This is a genomic window from Colwellia marinimaniae (assembly GCF_002207865.1).
GTDB lineage: Bacteria > Pseudomonadota > Gammaproteobacteria > Enterobacterales > Alteromonadaceae > Colwellia > Colwellia marinimaniae.
Genome location: NZ_BDQM01000043.1, coordinates 1 through 25,607, shown reverse-complemented (window position 1 = coordinate 25,607; position 25,607 = coordinate 1). Strand labels below are relative to the sequence as shown.

Here is a 25,607-nt window from a genome sequence, read left to right as displayed (position 1 = left end):
GGGAGGCATTTAACTCACTGCGTGCTTGAAACTGAGTTAATCATAAATGCTCTGGTTGTATTTTACTGTATAGATAGGGTAACGTTTTGTACTAGAGTGCTGTTGTTAGCTGCAATTTAACCTTGTTACGGGAGAACTTAGCACTGCTAAAGTTAAATTTCGGGCAAAAAAAAGCTCATTCAAAGGAATGAGCAAACTACAACATGAAACAGGGTTGAAATATAAAAACAATAATAAACAAAAACAATGATATAACAGGGAGTCAACACGACCGGGAGGCATTTAACTCACTGCGTGCTTGAAACTGAGTTAATCATAAATGCTCTGGTTGTATTTTACTGTATAGATAGGGTAACGTTTTGTACTAGAGTGCTGTTGTTAGCTGCAATTTAACCTTGTTACGGGAGAACTTAGCACTGCTAAAGTTAAATTTCGGGCAAAAAAAAGCTCATTCAAAGGAATGAGCAAACTACAACATGAAACAGGGTTGAAATATAAAAACAATAATAAACAAAAACAATGATATAACAGGGAGTCACACAACAGGGAGGTATTTAACTCACTGCGTGTTTGAAACTGAGTTAATCATAAATGCTCTGGTTGTGTTTTACTGTATAGATAGAGTAACATTTTGTGTAGAGAATTATGATTCACTATTTTTAATGATTTTAATATCTACCTTTTTAAAAGCTTGACCTATTTACAAAAAATACGCTATTTTAAACGGGTGTTTAAACTGGCTATTTATATTTAGTGCGATTGCTATTAAATCGGCTAAAAAGCAAACATTAGAAGTTGAAGTATGAGTACCAAAAATAAAATATTAGATGCCGCCGATGTACTTTTTGCCGATAAAGGTTTTAATGGTACTTCTTTAAGAGAAATTACCAGCCAAGCTAATGTTAATTTAGCGGCTGTAAATTATCATTTTGGCTCTAAAAAAGAGTTGATCAAAGCCGTGATGTCTCGTTATATGGATGAATTATCACCGCAATTAGAGTCCGCACTGGCATTAATATGCCAAGCCGAACGTAAACCGAGCTTACAAGAGGTTTTTTATGCGTTTATAGAGCCGTTACTCAAGCTTAATGAGTTTAAAGAAAACGGTACCAGCACATTTTTGCAGTTATTAGGACGAGGCTATACCGACAGCCAAGGATTTTTACGTTGGTTCCTCACAACCCAGTACCCGGATGTGTTCACCAACTTTACCAAAGCAGTAAAAAAAGCTTACCCAGAGTTGAGTACTGAAGAAATGTTTTGGCGTTTACATTTCACCATGGGCACTATTGTTTTTACTATGTCATCAAGTGAAGCCCTGATTGATATTGCCCAAAATGATTTTAACAATCAGTTAGATATTGCTGGAGTTATCGAGCGCGTTATTCCTTATGTTGCCGCGGGTGTTGCCGCGCCGATTACTAATTATAACTAAGATTTTTATAGCGCATTAGCGGTGGTTTACTCTCAAGGGTAAACCCTCACATTAACAACCTTGGCGGAGGAACTGCTGACCTAGCGTGCCCGCCTAGCCAACAAAAGTTTAAGCTCTAAATTAACGGGCAAGCTAATAAATCAAGACTAGTTCTGTTTTTAATAAAAATATGTATTATAATCCCGCCCCATTATGCTATTTCAGTTTTTTACGCGTTTATTTAGGGTTTAGGTGACATATGAGTGTTGATACAATTGGCTTATCAGCGGATTTATTAAAAGCGGTTAAGGCCTGTGGTTATAAAAATTTAACCCCCATTCAACAAGAAGCTATTCCTGTTATTCGCCAAGGCACAGATCTTTTAGCGAGTGCACAAACGGGTACTGGAAAAACAGCAGCTTTTAGCTTACCCATTTTAGATGCCATTGCTAAAGCCAACCATGCAGCTCACAGTGCGAATACTTCAGGTAATGAAAAAAGCGCATCAGGTCAAGCACTTCGCGCGTTAATATTAACGCCAACCCGTGAGCTGGCCAAACAAGTTGCTGATAACATCAAACAATTTAGTCAATTCATGCCGATAAAAACTGCCGCTATTTATGGTGGCGGTAAAATGGCCTCACAAACTAAGGTGCTAAAACAAGGACTTGACGTTTTAGTGGCCACACCTGGTCGTCTGTTAGAGCACTTAGCCTTGCATAATGTAGATTTATCACAAGTGAAATTCCTTGTTTTAGATGAAGCCGATCGCATGCTGGATATGGGTTTTTTAACCGATATTGAAAAGTTGATCTTAGCGATTAAACATAACCATCAAACGTTAATGTTTTCCGCCACTTTTTCAGAACGGGTCAAATCATTAGCCAATAAATTGTTAAAGACGCCAAAGACCATTAGCGTTTCTAGAGAAAACACCACATCAGGTAAAATAAAGCAATCAGTTTACTGGGTAAGTGAAGCGCGCAAACGTGAATTACTTTCTGAGTTGATCGGGGTGAATAACTGGCAGCAAGTACTTGTTTTTGCTGGCACCAAAGAAAGTGCTAACCTCTTAGCAAAAGAGCTAAAACTTGACGGTATTAAAACGGCATTATGCCATGGCGATAAAACCCAAGGTGCAAGAAATAAGGCCTTAGAGCAATTTAAAGAAGGTAAAGTGCGCGTATTAGTGGCAACCGATGTTGCTGCTCGAGGCTTAGATATTGAAGATCTTCCCTATGTAGTTAACTTTCATTTACCTTTTTTACCTGAAGATTATGTCCATCGTGTTGGCCGTACGGGCCGGGCGGGAAAATCAGGAACGGCTATTTCTTTAGTAAGCCCCAAAGATGAACGTTTTTTAGGCAATATTGAAGAGCTTATTGGGCGGAAATTTGAACGTATTGTCGTACCAGGTTACGAGTTTAATCGCCAAGAAGCCGAGGCTTATCAAGAAGAAAACATTAAGCGTGAGAGTAAAAATAGATATCGTGCTACCCAAGAAAAAAATCAAAACGTAGCTAAAAAAGACGTTAAAAGTAAAGCACAGCAGAAAAATAAAATGGCGCGAACTAACAGTAAATACAATAGTAAAATTAAAAGGAAGCGCTAGCTTTTAGCTGAGCACGTCACTCAGTGTCAAATTGCCATACCAACATGGATACCCCAATAGCACCAGTAGCAATAATTGAAACACCTTTTAGTAAAAGGCATTGTTGCTGGTTTTGCGGTGAGCCTAGCCAAGTAAGTTTTATTTTTCCAGCCATCAGTGCGACTTCTGCTAATGAGACTAAGCAATACTTGTTACGCTCATGCTCTCATCCCGTGATATCTGTGCCAACTTGCTATGAGTGTCAACAACTGGCTAAAAATAATCATGAAGAGAATATTTGGGCCGTTAAACACTTGGTAAAACGCCAATTGTTAAAGCGCTATGCAAAAGACCTTGCTATCGGTATTCAGTGGTCTGAGCAAGAATTAGCGAGTAGTGAATTTGAGCAAGGAAACTTTGCCGGTTTTGCCCGAAGCGCTTGGTTTATGTATGAAGTGGCCAAGGAGAGAGTTAACTATTTAGGCTGGCCATTAGTGGTTCATGGTATTGAACTCAATGAGGATGAGTTAGTGGCAGCTGATACCTTTAGTTTTGATGGTGTCTTGTATCCCTCATTAGCTGAGGCGATTAATCACTATGCCAAGGTGTTTTTATTAGATGAGCCGTATGTTATGGCTGTTTTACAATACATGAGTCATGGTGATATTGATGAAAAATCATTTGCCCAAGCCGTGCGTTTTTGTCGACTATTAGTGAATGCCACCGCGAATGAACGTAAAGTGGCCTTTAAGGCGCTAATGAATAACAGTGGCTAATGCTAAATAGAGATAGCCAGATCAGCTTTCTTTAGACCACACTTAAATGTGCAGTCGTTTTCATTTTACTTTGGTATAAAACTTTATCTGCACGCTCAAAGAAACTCATTTCATTATCAGCCCTATTCATAAAAGTTGAACCTAAACTGCAACTTAATTGATATTTACTTAACAATACATTGCTAGCTAATGCCAGGTTTATTCTATTTTCAATAATGGCTAAGGCGCTATCGTTAGCATTCTCGACGATAATGGCAAACTCATCGCCGCCAAATCTAAATAAGCTGTCCGAGTCACGAATACACTGACGTAATACATTGGCAAATTCTCGTAAGGCTAAATCGCCGGTTGCGTGGCCATAACAATCATTAATCGCTTTAAACTTATTTAAGTCACTTAAGACCAAACCAACCAAACTATGATGGCGGTTAGCATTATGCATGGCGCGTTTTAATTGCTCATCAAAATAACGGCGATTTCCTAGCCCTGTTAACGCATCTTGCATGGCCAGTTGCATCGCAGCATGATAGGCAATCGCATTTTTAAGTGGGTGCAATAAACATAGGTGCAGTTGCTGTAAAACTTTATAATTAGTTAAACTGATCGGACTATTAATGCCATAGCTGAGGGTACCGATAAAATCATCGGCAATTTTCAAATCAAATCGGCGCTCTTTTTTAGCTTTCCTGCTACCACGTAATGCCTTATTGAAGCTTTGACTTTTAAAATAAAGTCCAGAAAAATCAACGTAGCGTGCCGCTTCTACGGCAAAAATATTTAATAATGTATCTATGTCCAGTGTGGTTTGTAATTGCGTCATAAAGTCTAATACTTTACGTTTATCATAAACAGTATCAGTAATATTTTCTGCAACAAGCGCATCAGTGCCCAATGAACTATAGGTATTGAATGGTGAGAATCTATTATCAAGTACGTTTAGTGTTTGCATACGACAACCTCATTAACTATATCTTTTAACGCCAATTATTCAAAAATTACTGCTAAAAGAGCATATTTTGACGTTATTTTTCACTACTTATTTAAAAGCAATAAATGTACCATTTTGTTGGGATGTATCGTTTTTTAGGTCAAAGAGAGATTATTTGTGCAATCTAGTACTTTAACTAATTGAAATGTAGTTTTTTTTGTTGTTAAAATACTTTAATGCTGGCTAAACTATAATTATTGCAACTAGTTCTTGCCTTGAGTCATAGCTTAGACGGCAAAGTATTGCCGCTTGGCAAATAACGTCAAGTTTTGAGCTATTACTTGTACTGAGAAATGAACATAACAAAATAAAGGAAGTTGTGTGAGCGGTTATTTTGAAATTCTTGCGATATTAACCTGTGCTGTATTTGTCGTATGGCTATTTCGTCGGTTGAAATTACCAGCTATCTTAGCGTATTTAGTCGCGGGTATGATCGTGGGTCAACATGGCTTAAATATCGCTAATGATCAAGCCGATTATGATCACTTTGCCGAGCTAGGCATTGTTTTTTTACTCTTTACCTTAGGGCTGGAATTCTCATTACCTAGACTAATGGCCATGCGCCATCTAGTGGTCTCGGTCGGCAGCTTACAAGTGGCTATTTCTTTACTTATCTTTATGGTCGCGGGATTGGCTTTTGGCTTAAGTTTATCGGCAGCTTTTGTCGTTGGTAGTATATTAGCCCTCTCATCAACCGCGATTGTTATTAGGCAACTCAGTGAAAGTGGCGCCATGAACCGCAAGTCGGGGCAACTGTCTGTTGCTATTTTACTTTTCCAAGATGTTGCGGTAGTCCCCTTATTAATTGTTATTCCTATGTTGGCACTTGATAGCCAGAGTTCCATGGTTTGGGCATTAATGCTTGCTATGGTTAAAGGGGTAGTGGTAGTCGCATTATTGTTATTTGTTGGTAAATGGTTACTGCCAAAAGTTTTTAATATTATTGCGCAAGTTCGCACCGATGAGCTTTTTGTTTTAACTACCTTGTTAGTTACCCTTTTAGCTTCTGCTTTCACCCAGTGGTTTGGTTTATCAATGGCCTTAGGCGCATTTCTTGCTGGTATGATGCTAAGTGAAAGTGAATATAAACATCAACTTGAAGCGGATATCAGACCCTACCGTGATATCTTATTAGGCTTGTTTTTTATTACCGTTGGCATGAAGCTAGATGTCGGCTTAATATTATCCTCACCTTTTAGTTTATTAAGTTTGATGCTCTGTTTTATGTTGGTCAAAGTTATGGTCATTAAAACGCTGGCAATTAGAGCGGGAGAGTCAGGTAAAGATGCTTGGGCATCTGGGTTAATGCTGGCGCAAATGGGGGAGTTTGGTTTTGTGTTAATTGCTTTAGCCAGTCAAAGTCAGGTCTTATCACTTGATGTCGCCTCTATGTTACTCGGTGCAGGAGTACTTAGCATGGCGATCACCCCTTTTATGATTAACAATGCTAGATCTTGGGCGCTATTTTTAAGTCAAGAAAAGACCGCAGAGACCTTAGATTTATCAGAATTACCGGAAAATAATGTCTTGGCTGATCACGTCATTATTTGTGGTTTTGGCCGTATTGGTCAAACAGTAAGTCGCTTCCTAAAACAAGATAAAATTGATTTTATCGCTATCGATGTCGATCCACTGCGTACACGAAAAGCCCGCGAAGCTGGTGAGAAGGTACTCTTTGGTTCCTGTCGGCAAACAGAGGTACTAAATGCTGCTAATTTAGCCCAAGCTAAACTGGTGGTTATTGCTTTTGGCAATGATAAACAATCCCTTGAGGTAATTCAAAAAGTAAGAAGTATGAATAAAAAGGTACCCATTTTAGTTAGAACACGTAACGATGACCAACTTACTGCGCTTAAAGCGGCTGGCGCCAATGAAGTTGTGCCGGAAAGCTTAGAGGGTAGTTTAATGTTGGTGTCTCAAGTCTTGTCATTATCAGGCGTACCTTTTTCTCGTATTATGCGCCGTGTGCAAAAAGAGCGTAAAAATCACTATAACCACCTGCATGGTTTTTTTCAGGGCGAGCAAACCGATATGAGCCCTGACGGCATTGACCGAATTGAATTTGCTCATGCAATACTCATCAATAATAACTCTTTTGCCTGTGGTAAATCACTTGCTACCTTAGCGCTAGATCAGCGCCGCGTGCATATTGTCGCCTTACACCGAGGTGATGTGGAAACAGAATCACCCGCATTAGACACTGTTTTACAAGATCAAGATACCCTAGTTGTTAGAGGAAAACCGCGCCGAGTGGAACGAGTTGAGCGTTACTTACAAGAAGGCGGCTAGTATCTGCCTGAGCTTATTAAGCGAGGACAATACTTGCTTCGCAAGGCGTCTATTTTTAAGCAACAACATAAAACTTGTCTATTTAAATGTCTAGAAAGGCTCTAATGGCTTGCTCTTGCTCCATGGCATCAGCGAAGCCTAACCTTATCAATTCACCGCAAAAATTTTTTTCAAATAACAAGTAACTGATGATACTCGATTCTGAGTCATTACCTATGCCAACCCCGCGTAAAAGTATGCGAATAGATAGGGGTAAATCGTAGTAATACTGACTAGCAATAGCATTAAAATCATGGCTCGGGTTAATGACAAAGCTATCTATATGCTGTAATCCTTCATTTTCCTTTCTATTTTTAGCCGATATTAGCTTGAGGGTTGAGTTAATACGGGCCATGCGTTCGAGATCGCTATGCATAGTATCAGCAAAAATAGAGTCCAGTAAATGACCAGCAATCGTTGCCGAACTCGGTGGATGGGGATTGTTTTCTCTTGCATGTAAAGGCTCTTTGGGCTGATCTACCCCAATAACAAATATTTTTTTTGCCCCTAAATGTATTGCTGGGCTTAAAGGTGATAACTGATGCACTGAGCCATCACCAAAGTGTTGATTTTTAATTTTTACCGATGGAAATACCATGGGGATTGCTGCTGAAGCCATTAAATGCTCGGTGTTTAGCTGACACAATTCCCCGCGCCTTTTTACCCGTGACCAAGGGTGTGCTAAGCCATCAGATTGATAAAAGCTAATGGAGTCACCATTGCTATAACTTGATGCGGTAATGGATACGGCGGTTAAGTAGCCACGGGCGATATTTTTATCAATACGGTTAAAATCTAGTATTTGGTCAAGTAACTTTCTTAGTGGCGCATTGTTTAGTAAACTGCGCGGTGATCTATTGGCATAATCAGCTTGAAAGCTCGCTAACATAGCTTGGCTTATGTGACTAAATACTCTAACAGGGTCACTATAGTAGATACTCGATATATTAAAGTTTTTCCATGCCCATTCTAGTTTTTTTACTCCCAAATGATAGCAGGAAGCATAACAGGCAAGTGATGTGGTATTGATGGCTCCGGCAGAGGTACCACAAAGAATAGGAAAGGGAATACCATGGTTTCTTGGGATAAACTTTGCTATCGCTGATAATACGCCAACTTGATAAGCTGCCCGGGCACCACCACCCGTTAGCACCAGAGCATTTTTACTATTAAGGTAATTTCTTTTTAGTGTCATAGATAATAAGTCGTTTTTTATGATTGTTAATGACTTGCACAAATATATTTCTTAATTGGCTTCAATGACTTAAGTGTAAGTGTTTTTTATTTACTTCGCTAGGAAATAGCTGGATTATTATAGGCGATATATTTTATTTAAGACAAAAAAAAGCCAGCAGAAGCTGACTTTTTAAATGACATAGAATTATTAAATAGTATTGCTTTTACTCATCCGTTTTTATTGCTAAAAGGTATTAACGTCTACTTTAAAATAATTTTAACTACTAACGCGAGCGTTAGCAGCGTCTATCAATGGTTGCGATCCAGTTTGCAGGAATGCTAGGTTAGCCGAAACAACTTTCTTTGGTAATTTTGAAATCATCAAAGAACCTGTTTTTACTGAGCCTGAAGTTGATGCAAACTCTAATAAGTTTTTCCCATTACACTTAATACCGTTGAAGATACGACGAATTTTTAATTTATTCGTTTTTAAAAATGAACGCATGCGTTTCTTGTCATCGGATGCCACGTACTGACATAAACTTGTCGCAATGTCAGCAGCTTGTGCCTTTGGTGTTGTTACAACAGACGCTAATGTTAAAACAGTGATGGTTGAAGCTATTAATAATTTTTTCATTTTAAAAACCTTAAATAATGGAGTTAATAAAAGAAAAAACCACGGGATGTACCTGTTAACGAGGTGACTCCGCTGTCGTAGATTAACTTGCTATAAAGCAAATCAACCCTTAGACCGGTGGTTTTGCGTAACACGTTTTCGCGTGTTTTGCCTTTTCTTTGTCAATAGCAAGTATCACGTAATTGTTAGTAAAGTGCAAGTTAAATGGGCTGGTCTGTTACTGTCAGTGACATGTTGTGCGTTATTGAGCTAAATTGTTACTAGATTAAAAAAAGGCAACGGTTTGATTAATATTGCCTTTTTGTTTGTGATAAGGGGGCGCGCCTGCTTTTTTTTAATTGTGGTCTATAAAATATATATTGTTACAAAGTTGTCCGAAATTGTACAGGGTTACAGTTTCATCTCTGCTATATCACCATTAACAACAAGCTCACCTTCTGTTAACTGAATTATTTCTTCAACGGAAACACCAGGGGCACGTTCCAGTAAATGAAACTTCCCGTCCTTAATTTCCATAAAGGCTAAATCCGTTAATACTTTTTTAATACAACCTCTACCGGTTAAAGGCAGAGTGCAGTTTTTAAGCAACTTTGATACCCCATGTTTAGACGCGTGGGTCATAGTAACAATGATATTTTCTGCCCCAGCAACTAAGTCCATTGCTCCACCCATGCCTTTGATCAATTTACCAGGAATCATGTATGAAGCGATATTACCATTAGCATCCACTTCAAAGGCGCCTAGTACAGTTAAATCGACATGGCCGCCACGTATCATGGCAAAAGACTCCGCTGAGTCAAAGACTGAAGCACCCTTTACCATAGTAACCGTTTGTTTGCCGGCATTAATAAGATCGGCATCAATTTCATCTATCGTTGGAAACTGTCCCATACCCAGTAAGCCATTTTCTGATTGCAACATGACTTCAATATCTTGTGGAATATAATTTGCTACTAACGTCGGAATACCTATGCCTAGATTAACGTAATAACCATCTTTTAGCTCTTGGGCAACACGCTGGGCGATTTGTTCTCTTGATAAAGCCATGGTTATGCTCCTTTTACTTTATGCGGATCTGCAGGGCGAGTAGTACGTTGTTCGATGCGTTTTTCAAAAGTTCCTTGAATAAGGCGGTCTACATAGATACCTGGGGTATGAATTTGATCTGGGTCTAAGCTACCAACTTCAACAATTTCCTCTACTTCAACGACGGTAATTTTACCGGCAGTCGCCGCCAATGGGTTGAAGTTACGCGCTGTTTTTCTAAAAATCAAATTACCATACCGGTCCGCTTTCCATGCTTTGACAATGGCAAAGTCACCGATAAGGGCTTCTTCTAGAATATAATCTCTACCATTAAAACTACGTACTTCTTTACCCTCTGCTACGGGTGTGCCGACACCTGTGGCGGTGAAAAATGCCGGTATACCAGCGCCACCAGCGCGCATTTTTTCTGCCAGTGTGCCTTGTGGGGTTAATTCTACTTCTAACTCTCCCGCCATCATTTGACGTTCAAATTCAGCATTTTCACCCACATAAGAGGCAATTATTTTTTTAATTTGACGGTTTGGTAGCAACACGCCTAAACCAAAGTCATCGACACCACAGTTATTTGACACTAAGGTTAAACCTTTAGTGCCTTTACGCTTTATTTCGCTAATTAAATTCTCTGGAATACCGCATAAGCCAAAGCCACCGGCAATCACTGTCATGTTATCGGTAAGTCCAGCCAAGGCTTCTTCATAGCTTGCTACTACTTTGTCAAATCCTGCCATCTTTATCTCCTATTACTTTACTCTGAATCGATTATTGTTGTGCTAGGTATGCGGTTGATACTTTAGAAGTTGGTGGTTTGCCTAATTTTTTACTGATAAACCAACCTGCTTGCAGCAACTTATCAAAATCTATATTCGTTGTTATACCTAAACCATTAAGCAGGTAAACAACATCCTCTGTGGCAACGTTGCCTGATGCACCTTTAGCATAAGGGCAACCGCCTAAGCCGGCAATAGCGCTATCAACTACTGAAATACCAAATTGTAGAGCGGCGTAAATGTTAGTTAACGCCTGGCCATAGGTATCATGGAAGTGAACCGCTAGTTGAGCCGTTGGTACACGGGCACTTACTGCCTGTAGCATTTTAGTTACGCTGGCTGGGGTGCCAATACCTATGGTGTCACCAAGGGATATTTCGTAACAACCCATGGCATGTAACTTTTGTGCCACCATGGCAACTTGCTCTGGGGCAATATCACCTTCATAGGGACAACCGACTACACAAGAAACATAGCCTCGTACTTTAATATTACGTTTTTTAGCATCCGCTATAATAGGTGCAAAACGTGCAATGCTTTCTTCGATAGAACAATTAATATTTTTTTGACTAAAGCTTTCTGAGGCAGCAGAAAAAATGGCAATCTCATCGGCATTAACCGCCATCGCCGCCTCATAGCCTTTCATGTTGGGTGTTAAAGCAGCATAGACTACTTTGCTGTTACGCTTTATAGTGGCAAAAACCTCCGCAGAGGTTGCCATTTGTGGCACCCATTTGGGGGAAACAAAACTGCCACTTTCGATATAACTTACGCCAGCATCACTTAAAAGTTCTATTAGCGCGACTTTATCGGCAGCACTGATAGCCTTGCCATTAATGAGAGCTTCATTTTGTAAGCCATCTCTTGGCCCTACTTCAACAATCTTTACCTTAGTTGGCAATTGCGGAGCTAGGCTCATCTGTTGATTAGCCATTAATTATCCTCAGCGTCTTTTGAAAATACTAATAATTCTGTGCCACCACTCACCATGTCACCGGCACTGAAAAATACTTCATTGACTATTCCGTCACTTGGCGCTTTGATGGTGTGTTCCATTTTCATCGCTTCCATGATCATTAGCGGTTGATCTTTAGTCACGTGCTCACCAGGGGTGACCAAGACACTAATCATAGTGCCATTCATCGGTGCGGTTAAACCGCCATGGTGATCATCATCCTGATTTTGTCCATGGTCAGGCAATACTTGGCTAAAGCTAAAAACGCCGTGCTCTTGATAAAGGCTTATGCGGTTATCAGTTTTGTTATGCGTAACTGCAACAATACTTTGGCTACGATGACCATCGATAGTTACCGTAATTTTTTCACCTTCAATTTCACCCTGACAATCAACAACGTGGCTAGTGACACCATTACCCTTAATGGAGATCAAATAATAGCTAGCACTGGCTTGACGCTTTTGCTCAATGGTAACGGCGTATTCAATATCATTGTAAGCCAAGGTTAATGAGTGATTATGGGGTTCATTTAAACGCCAAGCGTTGGTTATATGCCAAGGTGAATGAGGATCATTACTTTGTCTTGCTAGCGCTTTGGTTTTATTTTCAAGGTCGAGTATTAGGTATAAGGCGGCGGTAGGTAATTGTTTGGTTAATAACTCATCATTTTGCTTTTCATTGGCTTGATGAAAAATAGCTTGGCGATTTTTTTCAATAAAACTTGTGTCTATGTCGGCATTTTTAAAAGCATCTGTGGTAACCAGGTTATATAAAAACTCGATATTGGTGGTAACGCCTTCAATGCGATATTCACGTAAGGCTTTAGCTAAACGTTGTAAGGCTTTTTCCCTACTTTCATCCCATACAATCAATTTTGCAATCATGGGATCATAAAAAACACTGACTTCATCACCTTGACGAACCCCAGTATCGATACGCACATGTTTACTTTCTACTGGCGTTTTTAATAAATTTAACTGCCCAGTAGCAGGTAAAAAATCATTACTCGGGTCTTCGGCATAAATTCTTGCTTCAAAGGCATGACCCGTTATGGTTAATTCTTGTTGTGTTTTTGGCAACTTTTCACCGGCGGCAACACGTAATTGCCACTCGACTAAATCTTGTCCCGAAATCATCTCGGTTACCGGGTGCTCTACTTGCAAGCGGGTGTTCATTTCCATAAAGTAAAATGAGCCATCAACATCAAGTAAAAACTCAACCGTGCCAGCGCCTTGATAACCAATCGCTTGGGCAGACTTAATTGCTGTTTCACCCATTTTACTGCGCAGAAATTCACTCATGCTAAATGCTGGCGCTTCTTCAATCACTTTTTGGTGACGGCGCTGTACCGAGCAATCACGCTCAAACAAATACACCGCATTCTGGTGATTGTCGCAAAAGACTTGAATTTCAACATGACGAGGTTGCGTTAAATATTTCTCAACCAACATGGTATCGTCACCAAAAGAAGACATTGCCTCACGTTTGGCCGCAGCAAAACCTGCAGAGAATTCATCTTCACTCCATACTTCGCGCATACCTTTACCACCACCACCTGCGGTGGCTTTAAGTAGTACCGGATAACCCATAGCATCGGCTGCCTGTTTTAAGGTGTGCTCATTTTGATCCTCACCATGATAGCCTGGTACTAAGGGTACTTTAGCTTTTGCCATGATGTTTTTGGCAGCAGACTTTGAACCCATGGCTTCAATGGCTGCCACAGGAGGGCCGATAAAAGTAATATTCTCTTGCTGACAAGCACGACAAAAATCTGCATTTTCTGATAAAAAGCCATAGCCAGGATGGATAGCTTGCGCGCCAGTTTTCTTGGCCGCGGCAATCACTTTCTCTATCACTAGGTAACTTTCGCGAGAGGGTGAGGCGCCAAGATAAACGGCTTCGTCGGCCATATGTACATGTAAGGCATCTTTATCGGCATCAGAATAAACGGCGACCGTTAAAATACCCATTTTTTTGGCTGTTTTTATGATGCGGCAAGCAATTTCACCACGGTTAGCAATTAATATTTTACTAAACATCTATTTATCCTTCGCTGTCTTTACTGAGGTGACTGCCGGTTGTGGCACTTTGTTGCCAAGCAGGACTACGTTTATCAAAAAAAGCGCTAAGGCCTTCTTGTCCTTCACTTGAAACTCGAATACTGGCAATACGTGCACTGGTGTCGCTGAGTAGCTGTTCGTTGATATCTTGATAAGCAACATCAAAAGCGAGTTGTTTCGCTTGTCTCATTGCTTGTGGGCTATTGTTAAGCAAGGTGGCTATCATTTTATCTACCGCTGGCGTTAACTCCTCTGCCTCGACCACTTCATCAACTAAACCAAGTTGCATGGCTTTATCAGCAAAAAATCGCTCAGCAGTTTGAAAATAGCGTCGTGACGCTTTTAAACCTATGGCATTAACAACATAAGGACTTATGGTTGCAGGAATAAGCCCTAACTTAACTTCGCTTAAGCAAAAACTGGCTTTGTTGCTGGCGATAACTATGTCACAACAACTGGCTAAGCCTACAGCACCGCCAAATGCAGCGCCTTGAATTTTAGCTATGGTTGCTTGTGGCATAAAATTTAACGCTTTAAGCATTTGCGCTAATTTAGTGGCATCTTTGAGGTTATCTTCATAAGAATAACCGGCCATACGTTTCATCCACGCTAAATCAGCACCGGCACTAAAGCTTTTACCATTAGCCGCTAGCACCATGATGTTAATATCGTCGCGCTTAGCAATATCATTGAAAATATCGGTTAAGGTTTTGATAATAATGTCATCAAAAGCATTGTGTTTTTCAGTGTTATTCAAAGTAACGGTAGCTACGCCATTATCGCTTACTGTATAAAGCACTTTCTTTGACTTATTTGAGTCTGCTGTGTCAATCGACATACTTTTTCCTTTACGCTTATTACGGGGAGAGAGTATCGCTTAATAGTACCGGCACTATTAATCAATTATATTTCCCCGTGAGGGCACGTTACATTCTGAAAATACCAAATTTAGTGTCTTCAATGGGTTTGTTTAGTGACGCTGATATGGCTAAGCCTAAGACTTGACGGGTATCAGCGGGGTCTATAATGCCGTCATCCCATAAACGGGCAGAGGCATAATAAGGGTGACCTTGGTGTTCATAGTCGGCAATAATCGGTTGTTTAAAGGCTTCTTCTTCTGCCGCAGACCAAGTTTCGCCATTACGTTCTTTTTTATCTCGGGTAACTTGTGCCATCACACCCGCAGCTTGCTCTCCGCCCATTACCGAAATCCTGGCATTTGGCCACATAAATAAGAAACGTGGATCATAGGCTCGGCCACACATACCGTAATTGCCGGCGCCAAAGCTGCCACCAATTAAAATAGTAAATTTGGGGACTTTCGCGGTGGCAACTGCGGTTACCATTTTTGCCCCGTGTTTTGCAATACCACCTGCTTCATACTGTTTTCCGACCATAAAACCGGTAATATTTTGTAAAAACACTAGTGGTATTTTACGTTGCGCACACAGTTGAATAAAATGAGCACCTTTTTCAGCTGACTCACCAAATAACACGCCATTGTTTGCCACGATTCCCACCGGGTAACCAAAGATACTGGCAAAGCCACATACCAGGGTACTACCATAAAGTGCTTTAAACTCATCCAAATTACTGCCATCAACTATACGGGCAATAACTTCACGTACATCATAAGGCTGGCGGGTATCTTTCGGAATAATGCCGTATATTTCATCGGCTTGGTAAGCCGGCTCTACTACATTATTAAGTGATTCCACATTAAGATTTATCGGTTTTACTCTATTTAAGTTTTTAATCGCAGCGCGGGCAATATCAAGGGCATGATGGTCGTTTTGGGCGTAATGATCGGTTACCCCAGAGGTACGACAATGTACATCTGCACCCCCTAATTCTTCTGCGCTAACTATTTCACCGGTCGCGGCCTTAACCAATGGTGGACCAGCTAAAAAAATAGTACCTTGCTCTTTAACAATGATTGATTCATCAGCCATAGCAGGAACATAAGCACCACCCGCAGTACAGGAGCCCATCACCACAGCAATTTGAGGGATATTGTTGGCCGACATATTGGCTTGATTAAAGAAAATTCGACCAAAGTGCTCTTTATCTGGGAAAACATCATCTTGGTTGGGTAAATTTGCACCACCTGAGTCTACGAGATAGATACAAGGCAAGTTGTTTTCTTGTGCTATAGCCTGAGCTCTAAGATGTTTTTTTACCGTTAACGGGTAGTAAGTACCGCCTTTAACGGTGGCATCATTAGCAACAATGACACACTCTTGTCCGGAAACGCGACCAATACCGGTAATAATGCCGGCACAGGGTACGTAGTCGTCATAGACTTTATAAGCTGCTAATTGTGATAATTCGAGAAAAGCGGAACCAGGGTCAAGTAGTGCGTTAACTCGGTCACGCGGCAACAACTTACCTCTGTCTAAATGTCGTTGACGACTTTTTTCACCGCCACCTAGTTTTACTTCACTGAGTTTTTCGCGCAAATCATCAATTTGACTTTGCATATGAGCAGCGTTATCGACAAAGTCTTGGCTGCGAGTGTTTATTTTACTTACTATTTTTGCCACGGGAAAACCTTATAAATTAGTTAGTAATAGTTTATTTTTTCTATTGAGCTCTAATACTGCGTGAAAAATGATCATTGACTGACGTCAACTCTGCTTTTTTGCCTTGTATTAGATCTCACTTGCTGCAAATTAAACTATTACTGGTTCAATTCTAACTCTGTGTTTAGCTTTTAATATCTTTATTTAAATAATAGCTATAGTGATTCAGCTTTAAGTTAAATGGTGCAATAAAAAGGAAAGAGCACGGAGTTGACGTGAGTCAATGAGTACTGTTGACGACTTTATTGCACCATCTAACGACAAGATGGCTCGCTATTTAGATTCGTTAAACAATTCACGACCTATCAACATTCTACGGATCTCTGACGTACCAGCACCTATTTCATACAATTTAGCATCACGTAATAAACGCCCAACCGGGAACTCATTGATATAGCCATTGCCACCTAATATTTGAATCGCATCTAATGCCATTTTTGTCGCCAATTCTGCGCTATATAAAATAACTCCAGCAGAATCTTTACGGGTGGTTTCACCACGGTCACAAGCTTGAGCTACGTTATAAACATATGAACGAGCAGCATTCATTTGTGTATACATATCGGCAATTTTTCCTTGAATTAATTGAAATTCACCAATGGCTTGACCAAACTGTTTTCTGTCATGAATATAAGGAACAACATTGTCCATACAGGCAGTCATAATACCTAGCGGACCACCAGAAAGTACTACACGCTCATAATCTAAACCGCTCATGAGCACTTTTACGCCACTGCCGACTTCACCTAAGACATTTTCTGCGGGTACTTCACAGTCTTGAAACACTAATTCACAGGTGTTTGAACCGCGCATACCTAGTTTGTCTAATTTTTGATGGCGAGAAAAACCGGGGTAATCACGTTCGACAATAAACGCTGTTATGCCTTTTGAACCGGCATGGATATCTGTTTTTGCATAAATAACAAAAGTGTGCGCATCAGGACCATTAGTAATCCACATTTTGGTGCCATTTAAGACGTATTTATCACCTTTTTTAATGGCACTAAGTTTCATGCTTACTACATCTGAACCGGCATTGGGCTCACTCATGGCTAATGCGCCAATATGTTCACCTGAACATAACTTAGGTAAATATTTTTCTTTTTGTGCTTGGGTACCATTACGGTTAATTTGATTAACACAAAGGTTAGAATGCGCGCCATAACTTAATCCAACCGAGGCACTTGCGCGGCTGATCTCTTCAAGGGCAATCACATGTTCCATATAACCTAAGCCACTACCGCCAAACTCTTCCGCAACGGTTATGCCTAATAAACCCATATCACCAAACTTACGCCATAAATCATTTGGAAATTCATTATCAATATCTATTTGTGCTGCGCGTGGCGCTATTTCATCACGGGCAAAAGCATTCACCTGATCGCGAATCATGTCGGTTGTTTCACCTAAATTAAAGTTAAGTGAATTGTATCGTGAAATCATGATTTTTCCTCTTGTTGAACTCAGCCAGACAATGAACAACAGTGCCGAGCAGGTAACGTTAAATGGGCTTGGTTTTATTTATATTTTTTATAATTCATTGTGCTGTTAAATAAATTTTTCTACAGGGTTTTGAGGATGCTATTACAGTTATCCTCTAAGTCATTAAGTTCAATTAAAACCGCATTAATATCATTAAGTTGTTGCTTTAAATCACCTTTCTTATTAGTGATCAATGTCATTATGCTAGTTAACTGTATCGCACTGGTTTTATCAACATCATAAAGCTCAAACAAACGACCGGTTTCCGCTAACGAAAACCCTAGTCGTTTACCACGGAGAATCAACTTTAGTCGAACTTTATCTCGTTGGTTATAAATTCGAGTCTGACCTTTTCTTGCCGGAGAAAGTAATCCTTGGTCTTCATAAAAACGTATGCTGCGGGTGGTGATATCAAACTCTTTCGATAAATCACTGATTGAAAACTTTATCGAAGTCAGTTTCTGGCTCATGCAATATTTACTCAATAAAATTATTTATTGATTTATCTTATATGAAGTTTACGTTAACGTAAAGGTTGTTGAAGTTATACCTTGTCGCTAAAGTTAAACTGACACTTGCTCTATGATTAGCCATACCCTGATGATTTTATAGCTATCTAGTATAGGAAAGTCTGTAGCTAGTTGCTGTAATTAACTGCTTACACTTTATCAATTGCATGGAACATAAGCCTTTAAGTTTACGTTGGCGTAAAGCAATTATTAAGTTAGGCTTGAACAATTACTAATTATTATTTCTGATTAAATGTGTTGGAGAACCGAATGTCATCATCTGATCCTATTGTTATTGTTTCCGCGGTAAGAACCCCTATGGGCGGTTTTGGCGGTTGCTTTGCCAGCGTTACTGCGCCTGACCTAGGTGCTAATGCAATTAAAGCTGCAGTCGCTCAAGCTAACTTAGCTGCTGACCAAATTGACGAGGTCATTATGGGCTGTGTTTTACCTGCTGGTTTAAAACAAGCACCGGCTAGACAAGCTGCAATTGCTGCGGATTTATCTTTATCAACCGTTTGTACCACTATCAATAAAGTGTGTGGTTCAGGTATGAAAGCTGTTATGCAAGCACACGATGCTTTACTTGCTGGCTCTATCGATACAGCAGTGGCCGGCGGTATGGAAAGTATGAGTAATGCGCCTTATATTTTACCTAAAGCAAGGACAGGTTTGCGTATGGGACATGGCCAAGTCATTGATCATATGATGCAAGACGGTTTAGAAAATGCGTATGACGGCATTGCTATGGGCTGTTTTGCCCAAGATACTGCTGATGAAGCAAACTTTACTCGTGAAGCTATGGATGAATTTGCCATACGCTCACTTAGTCGAGCTAACCAAGCGATTGAATCGGGTGCTTTTAAAAATGAAATAACAGCCGTGACGGTGAAAAATCGTCGTAGCGAAGTGGTTATTGATACCGATGAGCAACCGGGTAATGCACGCCCAGATAAGATTCCTTCGTTACGTGCAGTCTTTAAAAAGGACGGTACTATTACTGCTGCTAACTCTAGCTCCATTTCTGACGGCGCAGCAGCACTGGTTATGATGAAACTATCTGAAGCAAAATCTCGTGATTTAACACCACTTTGTAAAATAGTTGCCCATGCCACTCACGCACAAGCACCAAGCGAGTTTACTGTTGCACCGGTAGGAGCTATGAGTAAAGTGTTAGCTAAGGCTAATTGGTCTACCGATGATGTTGATTTATTTGAAATTAATGAAGCCTTTGCTATGGTAACTATGTTAGCGGTTAAAGAAATGTCATTAGATATTAATAAAGTAAATATTCATGGCGGCGCCTGTGCGCTCGGTCATCCATTAGGAGCAAGTGGCGCCCGTATTATGGTGACCTTAATTCACGCTTTAAAAAATAAAGGTTTATCTAAAGGGGTAGCTTCCCTTTGTATTGGCGGCGGTGAAGCAACTGCTATTGCCTTAGAAATACTGTAACTGACCACCTTCATGCTTGTATAGCCCAATTTATGTGGGGAAATTTGCCCAATCAAAGATTGGCGACAAAGGTGTAAACACGATGTTTGGGCTAATGACTCGCGTCAGCGCCGTGTTTTTTCCTTTAACATGAACCATACAACTTAAAGCTGAACATATAAAGATGCCTTTTAAGATAGGAATTACTGATGAATTTTGATTTGACTGAAGACCAGAAAATGTTTGCTGAAACCGCCAAGCAATTTAGCGACAGCGAATTATTACCGAATGCTGCCAAGTGGGACCGAGAGCATACCTTTCCAAAAGATGTCATTACTAAAGCTGGGGCGTTAGGTTTTTGTGGCTTATATGCACCAGAAGAGGCCGGTGGTTTAGGGCTTAGTCGATTAGACTCATCAATAATATTTGAACAACTATCCATGGGTTGTACCACTACCACGGCCATGATGACTATTCATAATATGGCAACATGGATGATTGCAACATGGGGCACTGCAACAATAAAAGCGGCTTGGTGCCCATCGTTAGTTACTGGTGAGAAGTTAGCATCCTATTGTTTAACAGAGCCAGGCTCTGGCTCTGATGCAGCATCACTTAGTACCAGTGCAAAAATTGACGGTGACCATTATATTATCAATGGCTCGAAAATGTTTATTTCAGGTGCCGGTGAAACCGATGTTTTAGTTGTGATGGTGCGCACAGGTGAAGCGGGTGCCAAAGGTATTTCTGCCGTGGTTATTCCCGCTGACGCCGAAGGTGTTATTTATGGTAAGGCAGAAGAAAAAATGGGTTGGAATGCCCAACCGACTAAGCAAATTACGTTTGATAATGTAAAAATCCCACGAGAAAATTTACTTGCCAAAGAAGGTGAGGGCTTTTCTCTTGCCATGAAGGGACTTGATGGCGGTCGTATTAATATAGCTACTTGCTCGATTGGTACTGCGCAACAAGCGCTAAATACTGCCACGACTTATATGCAAGAACGTCAACAGTTTGGTAAACCCATTGCTGCTTTTCAAGGTTTACAATTTAAACTAGCCGATATGGCAACTGAGTTGGTCGCAGCAAGACAACTTGTGCGCTTAGCTGCTTATAAATTAGATCAAAACGATCCCGAGAAAACCGCCTATTGTGCCATGGCAAAACGGTTTGCTACAGATATAGGTTTCCAAGTTTGTGATGCAGCCCTACAAATTCATGGCGGCTATGGCTATATGAAAGAGTTTCCATTAGAGCGTCACTTTAGAGATGTTCGTGTTCATCAAATTCTTGAAGGTACCAATGAAATCATGCGGGTGATTATTGCCCGCCGACTATTAACTGAAGGGGCAGGACAAATACTTTAGGCAAAGTCTCCCGATAAGGGCGTTTAACGTCCTTTTTGTTCTAACTATAGATTTAAGTTAAAGCCCAAATAAGACTCAAATCAAAGTTAATATAACAGCCCATATATAAAGTACTAAGCAAAGTACCTAGTAGAGGAAAGAAAATGTCTGATTATTCATCACAGTTTTTAACTGTAGAAGTTATTGCCCATACCGCCGTTGTTACCTTTAATAATCCACCCGCGCACACTTGGACGGCACAGAGCTTGGCAGACTTACGAGATTTGGTGTTGTCGCTCAATGAAGATAAAAATATTTATGCCTTGGTCTTAACGGGAGATGGCGGTAAATTTTTCTCAGCCGGCGCTGATCTTAATGTTTTCGCCGATGGCGATAAACAAGTTGCAAGAGATATGAGTGATATTTTTGCTCAGGCATTTGAAACGCTAGCTACTTTTCGCGGTGTTTCAATTGCAGCGATTAATGGCTACGCTATGGGCGGAGGGCTAGAAGTCGCCTTGGCTTGCGATATCCGTATTGCCGAAGAGCATGCCGTAATGGCATTACCTGAAGCAAGTGTTGGTTTATTACCTTGTGCTGGTGGTACACAAAACCTTGCCTTACTGGTCGGCGAAGGTTGGACCAAACGCATGATCTTGTGTGGTGAGCGAGTTAACGCTGATAAAGCACTAGCCATTAATTTGGTTGAAGAAGTTGTTGCTAAAGGTGAAGGCAAGCGTGCTGCCATCGCTTTAGCTGAAAAGGTTGCCAAGCAAAGTCCGGTCGCAGTAGCTGCTTGTAAACATTTAATACAAAAGAATCGCGTTATGCCCATTGAGCAAGCCCTGCCACAAGAACGGCAAGCGTTTGTCGACTTGTTTGACTCACTTGATCAAAAAGAAGGCGTACAAGCTTTTCTAGATAAACGTAAGCCTGTCTGGCTAAATAAGTAGTATTGATACTTTAAAACCTAAACAGCATATAAATAGGAAAAATTATGACGGACGTAGTTCTTTTTCATGAACTTAATTGTGATAACGGTAAAAAGGTTGGCGTGATCACCCTTAATTCGCCTAAATCACTCAATGCCCTCAGTGGCAAGATGATTGGCCTACTTTACCCACAGTTGCTTATCTGGCAGCAGCAGCAAAACATTGCTGCGGTGTTTTTGCAAGGCGAAGGTGAGAAAGCCTTTTGTGCCGGCGGTGATATCGTCCATTTATTTGATGCGATGAAAGGTAATGCCATAAAAGCTAGCACCAGTAATAAAGATAAAACGACAGAACGGATTGCCGATAAAAACTTCGCGCCAGAAATTGAAGAATATTTTACCCAAGAATACCAATTAGATTATTTAATTCATACCTTTAACAAACCTTTTATTGTTTGGGGTAGTGGTATTGTCATGGGGGGGGGCTTAGGTATGCTTGTTGGTGGCAGTCATCGAATTGTCACCGAAAATTCACGTATTGCTATGCCGGAAATTAGTATTGGTTTATTCCCTGATGTCGGTGGCAGTTACTTTCTCAATAAAATGCCTGCTGGCTGTGGTTTATTTCTTACGTTAACCGGGGCATCAATAAATGCTGCCGATGCCAAGTATTGCCAGCTGGCCGATTATTTTATTGAACAACAACAGAAGGATAACTTTCTCAATCAACTTAAAATGATTAATTGGGGAGAGACAATCCCATTAAATCACGACAAAGCATCACAATTATTGCAAGAGTTTGAACAAGGCTCAATCAGTAAACTGCCCACGTCACTATTAAGAGAACATCAAATACTCATAAGCCAGGTTGTGGATAACCAAGGCTTAAGTGAAATTATTGCTGCTATCTTAAATATTGAAAATGAAGATAAATGGCTAAGTAGAGCGAAAAAATCGTTGCAAAAGGGCAGTGCCTTGAGTGCTCAACTGGCTTATACGCAATTTAAATTAGGCAAAGGCCTGTCACTGGCAGAGTGTTTTCGCATGGAATTGAATTTAGCGGTTAAATGTGGACACTTCGGCGAGTTCCTTGAAGGTGTCAGGGCATTATTAATTGATAAAGATAATAGTCCACAATGGCGATATCCATCTGTTGAGTCAATTGACAGCAAGGTGCTTGCTTGGTTTTTCGAGTCTAAATGGTCAAAAGCAGCACATCCACTGGCTAAACTTGGCTAAACTTGCTTAACACCGACTAAGGCACAGACCAAGTGCTGAGTTAGCACTTGGTTCATCGATAAGATATAACAACATATATAACAACGATAATGACAATAATAATTTAAAAGGAATACCCATGGCAAATATCGCTTTTATTGGTTTAGGTAATATGGGCGGCCCAATGGCTATTAACTTAGCTAAAGCGGGTCACCAAGTTTGTGTTTTTGATCTTTCAGCAGATGCTGTGGCTCATGTTGTTGCCGCAGGAGCTAGTACTAAAGCCAGTGCTATAGCATGTGTGCAAGGAGCACAATTTGTTATCTCAATGCTACCAGCAGGTAAACATGTTGACGCGGTATACCTGGCAGAAAATACCGGACTGATTAATCATATTGAAGCGGGCTGTTTAGTTATTGACTCATCAACAATTGATGCTGCTACTTCGTGTAAAGTCGCTAAAGCTTTAGCAACAAAGGATATCAACTTTGTTGATGCGCCGGTTTCTGGAGGTGTTGGTGGTGCGGTTGCCGGTACTTTAAGTTTTATGGTCGGTGGCAGCACTGAAGAGTTTGCTCAAGCTGAGCCGATCCTTATGGCTATGGGTAAGAATATTTTTCATGCCGGTGTTCATGGTGCCGGACAAATTGCCAAAGTATGCAATAACATGCTGTTGTCGGTATTAATGGTCGGTACCAGTGAGGCATTACAATTAGGGCTTGCCAATGGCTTAGACCCCAAGGTGCTATCAAACATCATGAGTAAAAGTTCAGGCAGTAACTGGACCCTTGATGGTTATAACCCTTGTCCAGGTGTTATGGACAATGTACCTGCCTCGAATGATTACCAGGGTGGTTTTATGGTGGATTTAATGGCTAAAGATTTAGGCTTAGCCATGGAAACCTCCTTAGCAAGTCAATCTTCTACCCCTATGGGGGCGTTAGCGCGAAGCTTATACGCTATGCATGCAGCCTCGGGCAATGGTAGTAAAGATTTTTCCAGTATATTTAAACTATTTAATAAAAAGTAAGTTGAGACAAATGAAATTACAAGATAAAACAATCGTGATTACGGGTGGTGGTCAAGGACTTGGTTTGACTATGGCTATGAGCTTTGCCCAAAGTGGCGCAAATATCGCGTTGATCGATTTAAACGAACAGCAACTAAAAGAAAGTGCTGAACAAGTTAAAGCTGCTGGCCATAACAGCGTAAAAGTTAACTATTACCTAGCTAATGTCTGTAAAGAAGCTGAAGTAGAGCAAACTTTTCAACAGATCAATGAAGATTTTGGCGGCATTGACGGCTTAGTTAATAATGCGGGTATTTTACGTGATGGTATGTTTGTAAAAGCTAAAGACGGTGTTGTAATTAAGAAGATGTCTTTAGCAAGCTTCCAAGCAGTGATTGACGTTAATCTTACCGGCGTATTTTTATGTGGCCGTGAAGCAGCAGTGCATATGATTGAAGGTGGTAAAACCGGTGTTATCATCAATATGTCATCAATTGCCCGTGGTGGGAATATAGGCCAAACCAACTATGCTGCAGCAAAAGCGGGTGTGGTTGCTATGACAACAACTTGGGCAAGAGAGCTAGGCCGTCACGGTATTCGAGTGGCTGCTATTGCTCCAGGGGTGATCAAGACAGCAATGACAGATGCTATGAAACCTGAGATGCGTGACAGGTTAGAGAAAATGAAACCCGTTGGCCGTTTAGGTGAAGCAGAAGAAATTGCCCATACGGCGAAATATATCTTTGAAAATGAATTCTTCACTGGCCGTGTTATAGAAATAGACGGTGGTCTTTGCATGTAGCTTGATGTTTTGTCTATACAGCCTGTTTTTTAGCGCGATACTTAGCCGATTAGTCACTACTTTGTATGATATTTATGCGAACGAACCCATATTAGTAAAAAAATAAAAATAAGTATTGTACTAAATGAAAAACTCTATAGAATGCGCATCCAGTTCCAAGGGGTTCAGGCAAATAGCTTAACCAACTGGACGTTATCTACAGGATGTAGTGTATTAAGTTAACGCAGGACGCAGTTAACTGTTTTGATAAGTTATCTACTTCCTTTTAAGGTAAGTCAGCTAACTTAACGTTTAGTTATTAACTAGAAAATAAGCTTTCTAATTAAATTTAAAATAAACGTTGACATCAAAACTCGGAAGCGTACAATGCGCATCCTGCTTCGGGCAAACGGCAACGTTAGCAAGAAGTAAAGGTACTTAGCGAATGCGACTAAGACCTCTTTTCTTTAACAATTAGTTATCATGCAATTTGTGTGGGCACTCACATTAATGTTGTTTTACATAGTTTTCCTTTCGGGGAGAACAAAAACGCTTAATGAATGATGTTCATGCAAA

General features: G+C 40.5%; 21 protein-coding genes and 1 riboswitch. Of the genes, 10 read left to right on the top strand and 11 right to left on the bottom strand.

All coding sequences use genetic code 11. From position 1 onward, the window contains the following. Positions 1-802: 802 nt before the first annotated feature. From psrA to MTCD1_RS16700, 3 genes are all read left to right on the top strand, one after another. Positions 803-1,435, top strand: coding sequence for a TetR family transcriptional repressor PsrA (gene psrA / locus MTCD1_RS16710; RefSeq protein ID WP_057180395.1), 633 nt, complete (start codon positions 803-805; stop codon positions 1,433-1,435). A gap of 238 nt (positions 1,436-1,673) precedes the next feature. Further along, the gene (locus tag MTCD1_RS16705) at positions 1,674-3,026 is read left to right on the top strand and encodes a DEAD/DEAH box helicase (RefSeq protein WP_057180397.1); all 1,353 of its coding nucleotides are present in this window, start codon (positions 1,674-1,676) and stop codon (positions 3,024-3,026) included. Between the two features lie 44 nt (positions 3,027-3,070). Then, positions 3,071-3,781 carry a hypothetical protein gene (locus tag MTCD1_RS16700; RefSeq protein WP_057180399.1) on the top strand — a complete coding sequence of 237 codons (711 nt, stop codon included), beginning with the start codon at positions 3,071-3,073 and terminating at the stop codon, positions 3,779-3,781. A 31-nt stretch (positions 3,782-3,812) separates the two neighbouring features. On the opposite strand, the gene MTCD1_RS16695 is transcribed toward MTCD1_RS16700, so the two are convergent. Next, a complete protein-coding gene (locus MTCD1_RS16695; protein ID WP_057180401.1) occupies positions 3,813-4,730 on the bottom strand; it encodes a GGDEF domain-containing protein in 918 nt (305 codons plus the stop codon). 360 nt (positions 4,731-5,090) lie between these two features. Here MTCD1_RS16695 and MTCD1_RS16690 point away from each other — a divergent pair, with 360 nt between their 5' ends. Then, positions 5,091-7,058 (top strand): monovalent cation:proton antiporter family protein, encoded by a 1,968-nt coding sequence (locus tag MTCD1_RS16690; RefSeq protein WP_057180402.1) that lies wholly within the window; start codon positions 5,091-5,093, stop codon positions 7,056-7,058. Between the two features lie 82 nt (positions 7,059-7,140). Here MTCD1_RS16690 and MTCD1_RS16685 read toward each other — a convergent pair whose 3' ends face one another. From MTCD1_RS16685 to MTCD1_RS16640, 10 genes are all read right to left on the bottom strand, one after another. Then, positions 7,141-8,292, bottom strand: a complete 1,152-nt coding sequence (locus MTCD1_RS16685; protein WP_057180403.1) for a patatin-like phospholipase family protein — start codon at positions 8,290-8,292, stop codon at positions 7,141-7,143. 258 nt (positions 8,293-8,550) lie between these two features. After that, complete coding sequence (locus MTCD1_RS16680) at positions 8,551-8,910, bottom strand: DUF3718 domain-containing protein (protein WP_231732984.1); 360 nt, start codon at positions 8,908-8,910, stop codon at positions 8,551-8,553. Between the two features lie 59 nt (positions 8,911-8,969). Further along, positions 8,970-9,072: riboswitch (cyclic di-GMP riboswitch) on the bottom strand. 228 nt (positions 9,073-9,300) lie between these two features. Continuing rightward, positions 9,301-9,957, bottom strand: a complete 657-nt coding sequence (locus MTCD1_RS16675; protein ID WP_057180405.1) for a 3-oxoacid CoA-transferase subunit B — start codon at positions 9,955-9,957, stop codon at positions 9,301-9,303. Positions 9,958-9,959: 2 nt separating this feature from the next. Continuing rightward, positions 9,960-10,685, bottom strand: a complete 726-nt coding sequence (locus MTCD1_RS16670; protein WP_057180407.1) for a CoA transferase subunit A — start codon at positions 10,683-10,685, stop codon at positions 9,960-9,962. Positions 10,686-10,716: 31 nt separating this feature from the next. Continuing rightward, a complete protein-coding gene (locus MTCD1_RS16665; RefSeq protein WP_057180409.1) occupies positions 10,717-11,658 on the bottom strand; it encodes a hydroxymethylglutaryl-CoA lyase in 942 nt (313 codons plus the stop codon). Then, complete coding sequence (locus MTCD1_RS16660; RefSeq protein ID WP_057180410.1) at positions 11,658-13,718, bottom strand: acetyl/propionyl/methylcrotonyl-CoA carboxylase subunit alpha; 2,061 nt, start codon at positions 13,716-13,718, stop codon at positions 11,658-11,660. Before MTCD1_RS16660 ends, MTCD1_RS16665 begins: the two co-directional genes overlap by 1 nt. Positions 13,719-13,722: 4 nt before the next feature. Further along, the gene (locus MTCD1_RS16655) at positions 13,723-14,577 is read right to left on the bottom strand and encodes an enoyl-CoA hydratase/isomerase family protein (RefSeq protein WP_057180412.1); all 855 of its coding nucleotides are present in this window, start codon (positions 14,575-14,577) and stop codon (positions 13,723-13,725) included. Positions 14,578-14,665: 88 nt separating this feature from the next. After that, positions 14,666-16,282: a carboxyl transferase domain-containing protein gene (locus MTCD1_RS16650; protein WP_057180414.1), complete on the bottom strand. Its 1,617-nt coding sequence runs from the start codon at positions 16,280-16,282 to the stop codon at positions 14,666-14,668. A 312-nt stretch (positions 16,283-16,594) separates the two neighbouring features. Further along, positions 16,595-17,764: an isovaleryl-CoA dehydrogenase gene (locus MTCD1_RS16645; protein WP_057180416.1), complete on the bottom strand. Its 1,170-nt coding sequence runs from the start codon at positions 17,762-17,764 to the stop codon at positions 16,595-16,597. Between the two features lie 119 nt (positions 17,765-17,883). After that, positions 17,884-18,273 carry a MerR family transcriptional regulator gene (locus MTCD1_RS16640; RefSeq protein WP_057180418.1) on the bottom strand — a complete coding sequence of 130 codons (390 nt, stop codon included), beginning with the start codon at positions 18,271-18,273 and terminating at the stop codon, positions 17,884-17,886. Between the two features lie 309 nt (positions 18,274-18,582). Here MTCD1_RS16640 and MTCD1_RS16635 point away from each other — a divergent pair, with 309 nt between their 5' ends. The 6 genes from MTCD1_RS16635 to MTCD1_RS16610 all read left to right on the top strand — a co-directional run bounded on the left by MTCD1_RS16635 (position 18,583) and on the right by MTCD1_RS16610 (position 25,052). Continuing rightward, the gene (locus MTCD1_RS16635; RefSeq protein ID WP_057180420.1) at positions 18,583-19,767 is read left to right on the top strand and encodes an acetyl-CoA C-acyltransferase; all 1,185 of its coding nucleotides are present in this window, start codon (positions 18,583-18,585) and stop codon (positions 19,765-19,767) included. A 188-nt stretch (positions 19,768-19,955) separates the two neighbouring features. After that, positions 19,956-21,113 carry an acyl-CoA dehydrogenase family protein gene (locus MTCD1_RS16630; RefSeq protein ID WP_057180422.1) on the top strand — a complete coding sequence of 386 codons (1,158 nt, stop codon included), beginning with the start codon at positions 19,956-19,958 and terminating at the stop codon, positions 21,111-21,113. 143 nt (positions 21,114-21,256) lie between these two features. Continuing rightward, the gene (locus MTCD1_RS16625) at positions 21,257-22,045 is read left to right on the top strand and encodes an enoyl-CoA hydratase (protein ID WP_057180424.1); all 789 of its coding nucleotides are present in this window, start codon (positions 21,257-21,259) and stop codon (positions 22,043-22,045) included. A 44-nt stretch (positions 22,046-22,089) separates the two neighbouring features. Continuing rightward, positions 22,090-23,262, top strand: coding sequence for an enoyl-CoA hydratase/isomerase family protein (locus MTCD1_RS16620; RefSeq protein WP_057180426.1), 1,173 nt, complete (start codon positions 22,090-22,092; stop codon positions 23,260-23,262). Between the two features lie 118 nt (positions 23,263-23,380). Then, positions 23,381-24,271: a 3-hydroxyisobutyrate dehydrogenase gene (gene mmsB / locus MTCD1_RS16615; protein WP_057180428.1), complete on the top strand. Its 891-nt coding sequence runs from the start codon at positions 23,381-23,383 to the stop codon at positions 24,269-24,271. A gap of 10 nt (positions 24,272-24,281) precedes the next feature. Then, on the top strand, positions 24,282-25,052 hold the full coding sequence (locus MTCD1_RS16610; RefSeq protein ID WP_057180430.1) for an SDR family oxidoreductase: 771 nt from the start codon (positions 24,282-24,284) through the stop codon (positions 25,050-25,052). Positions 25,053-25,607: the final 555 nt, after the last annotated feature.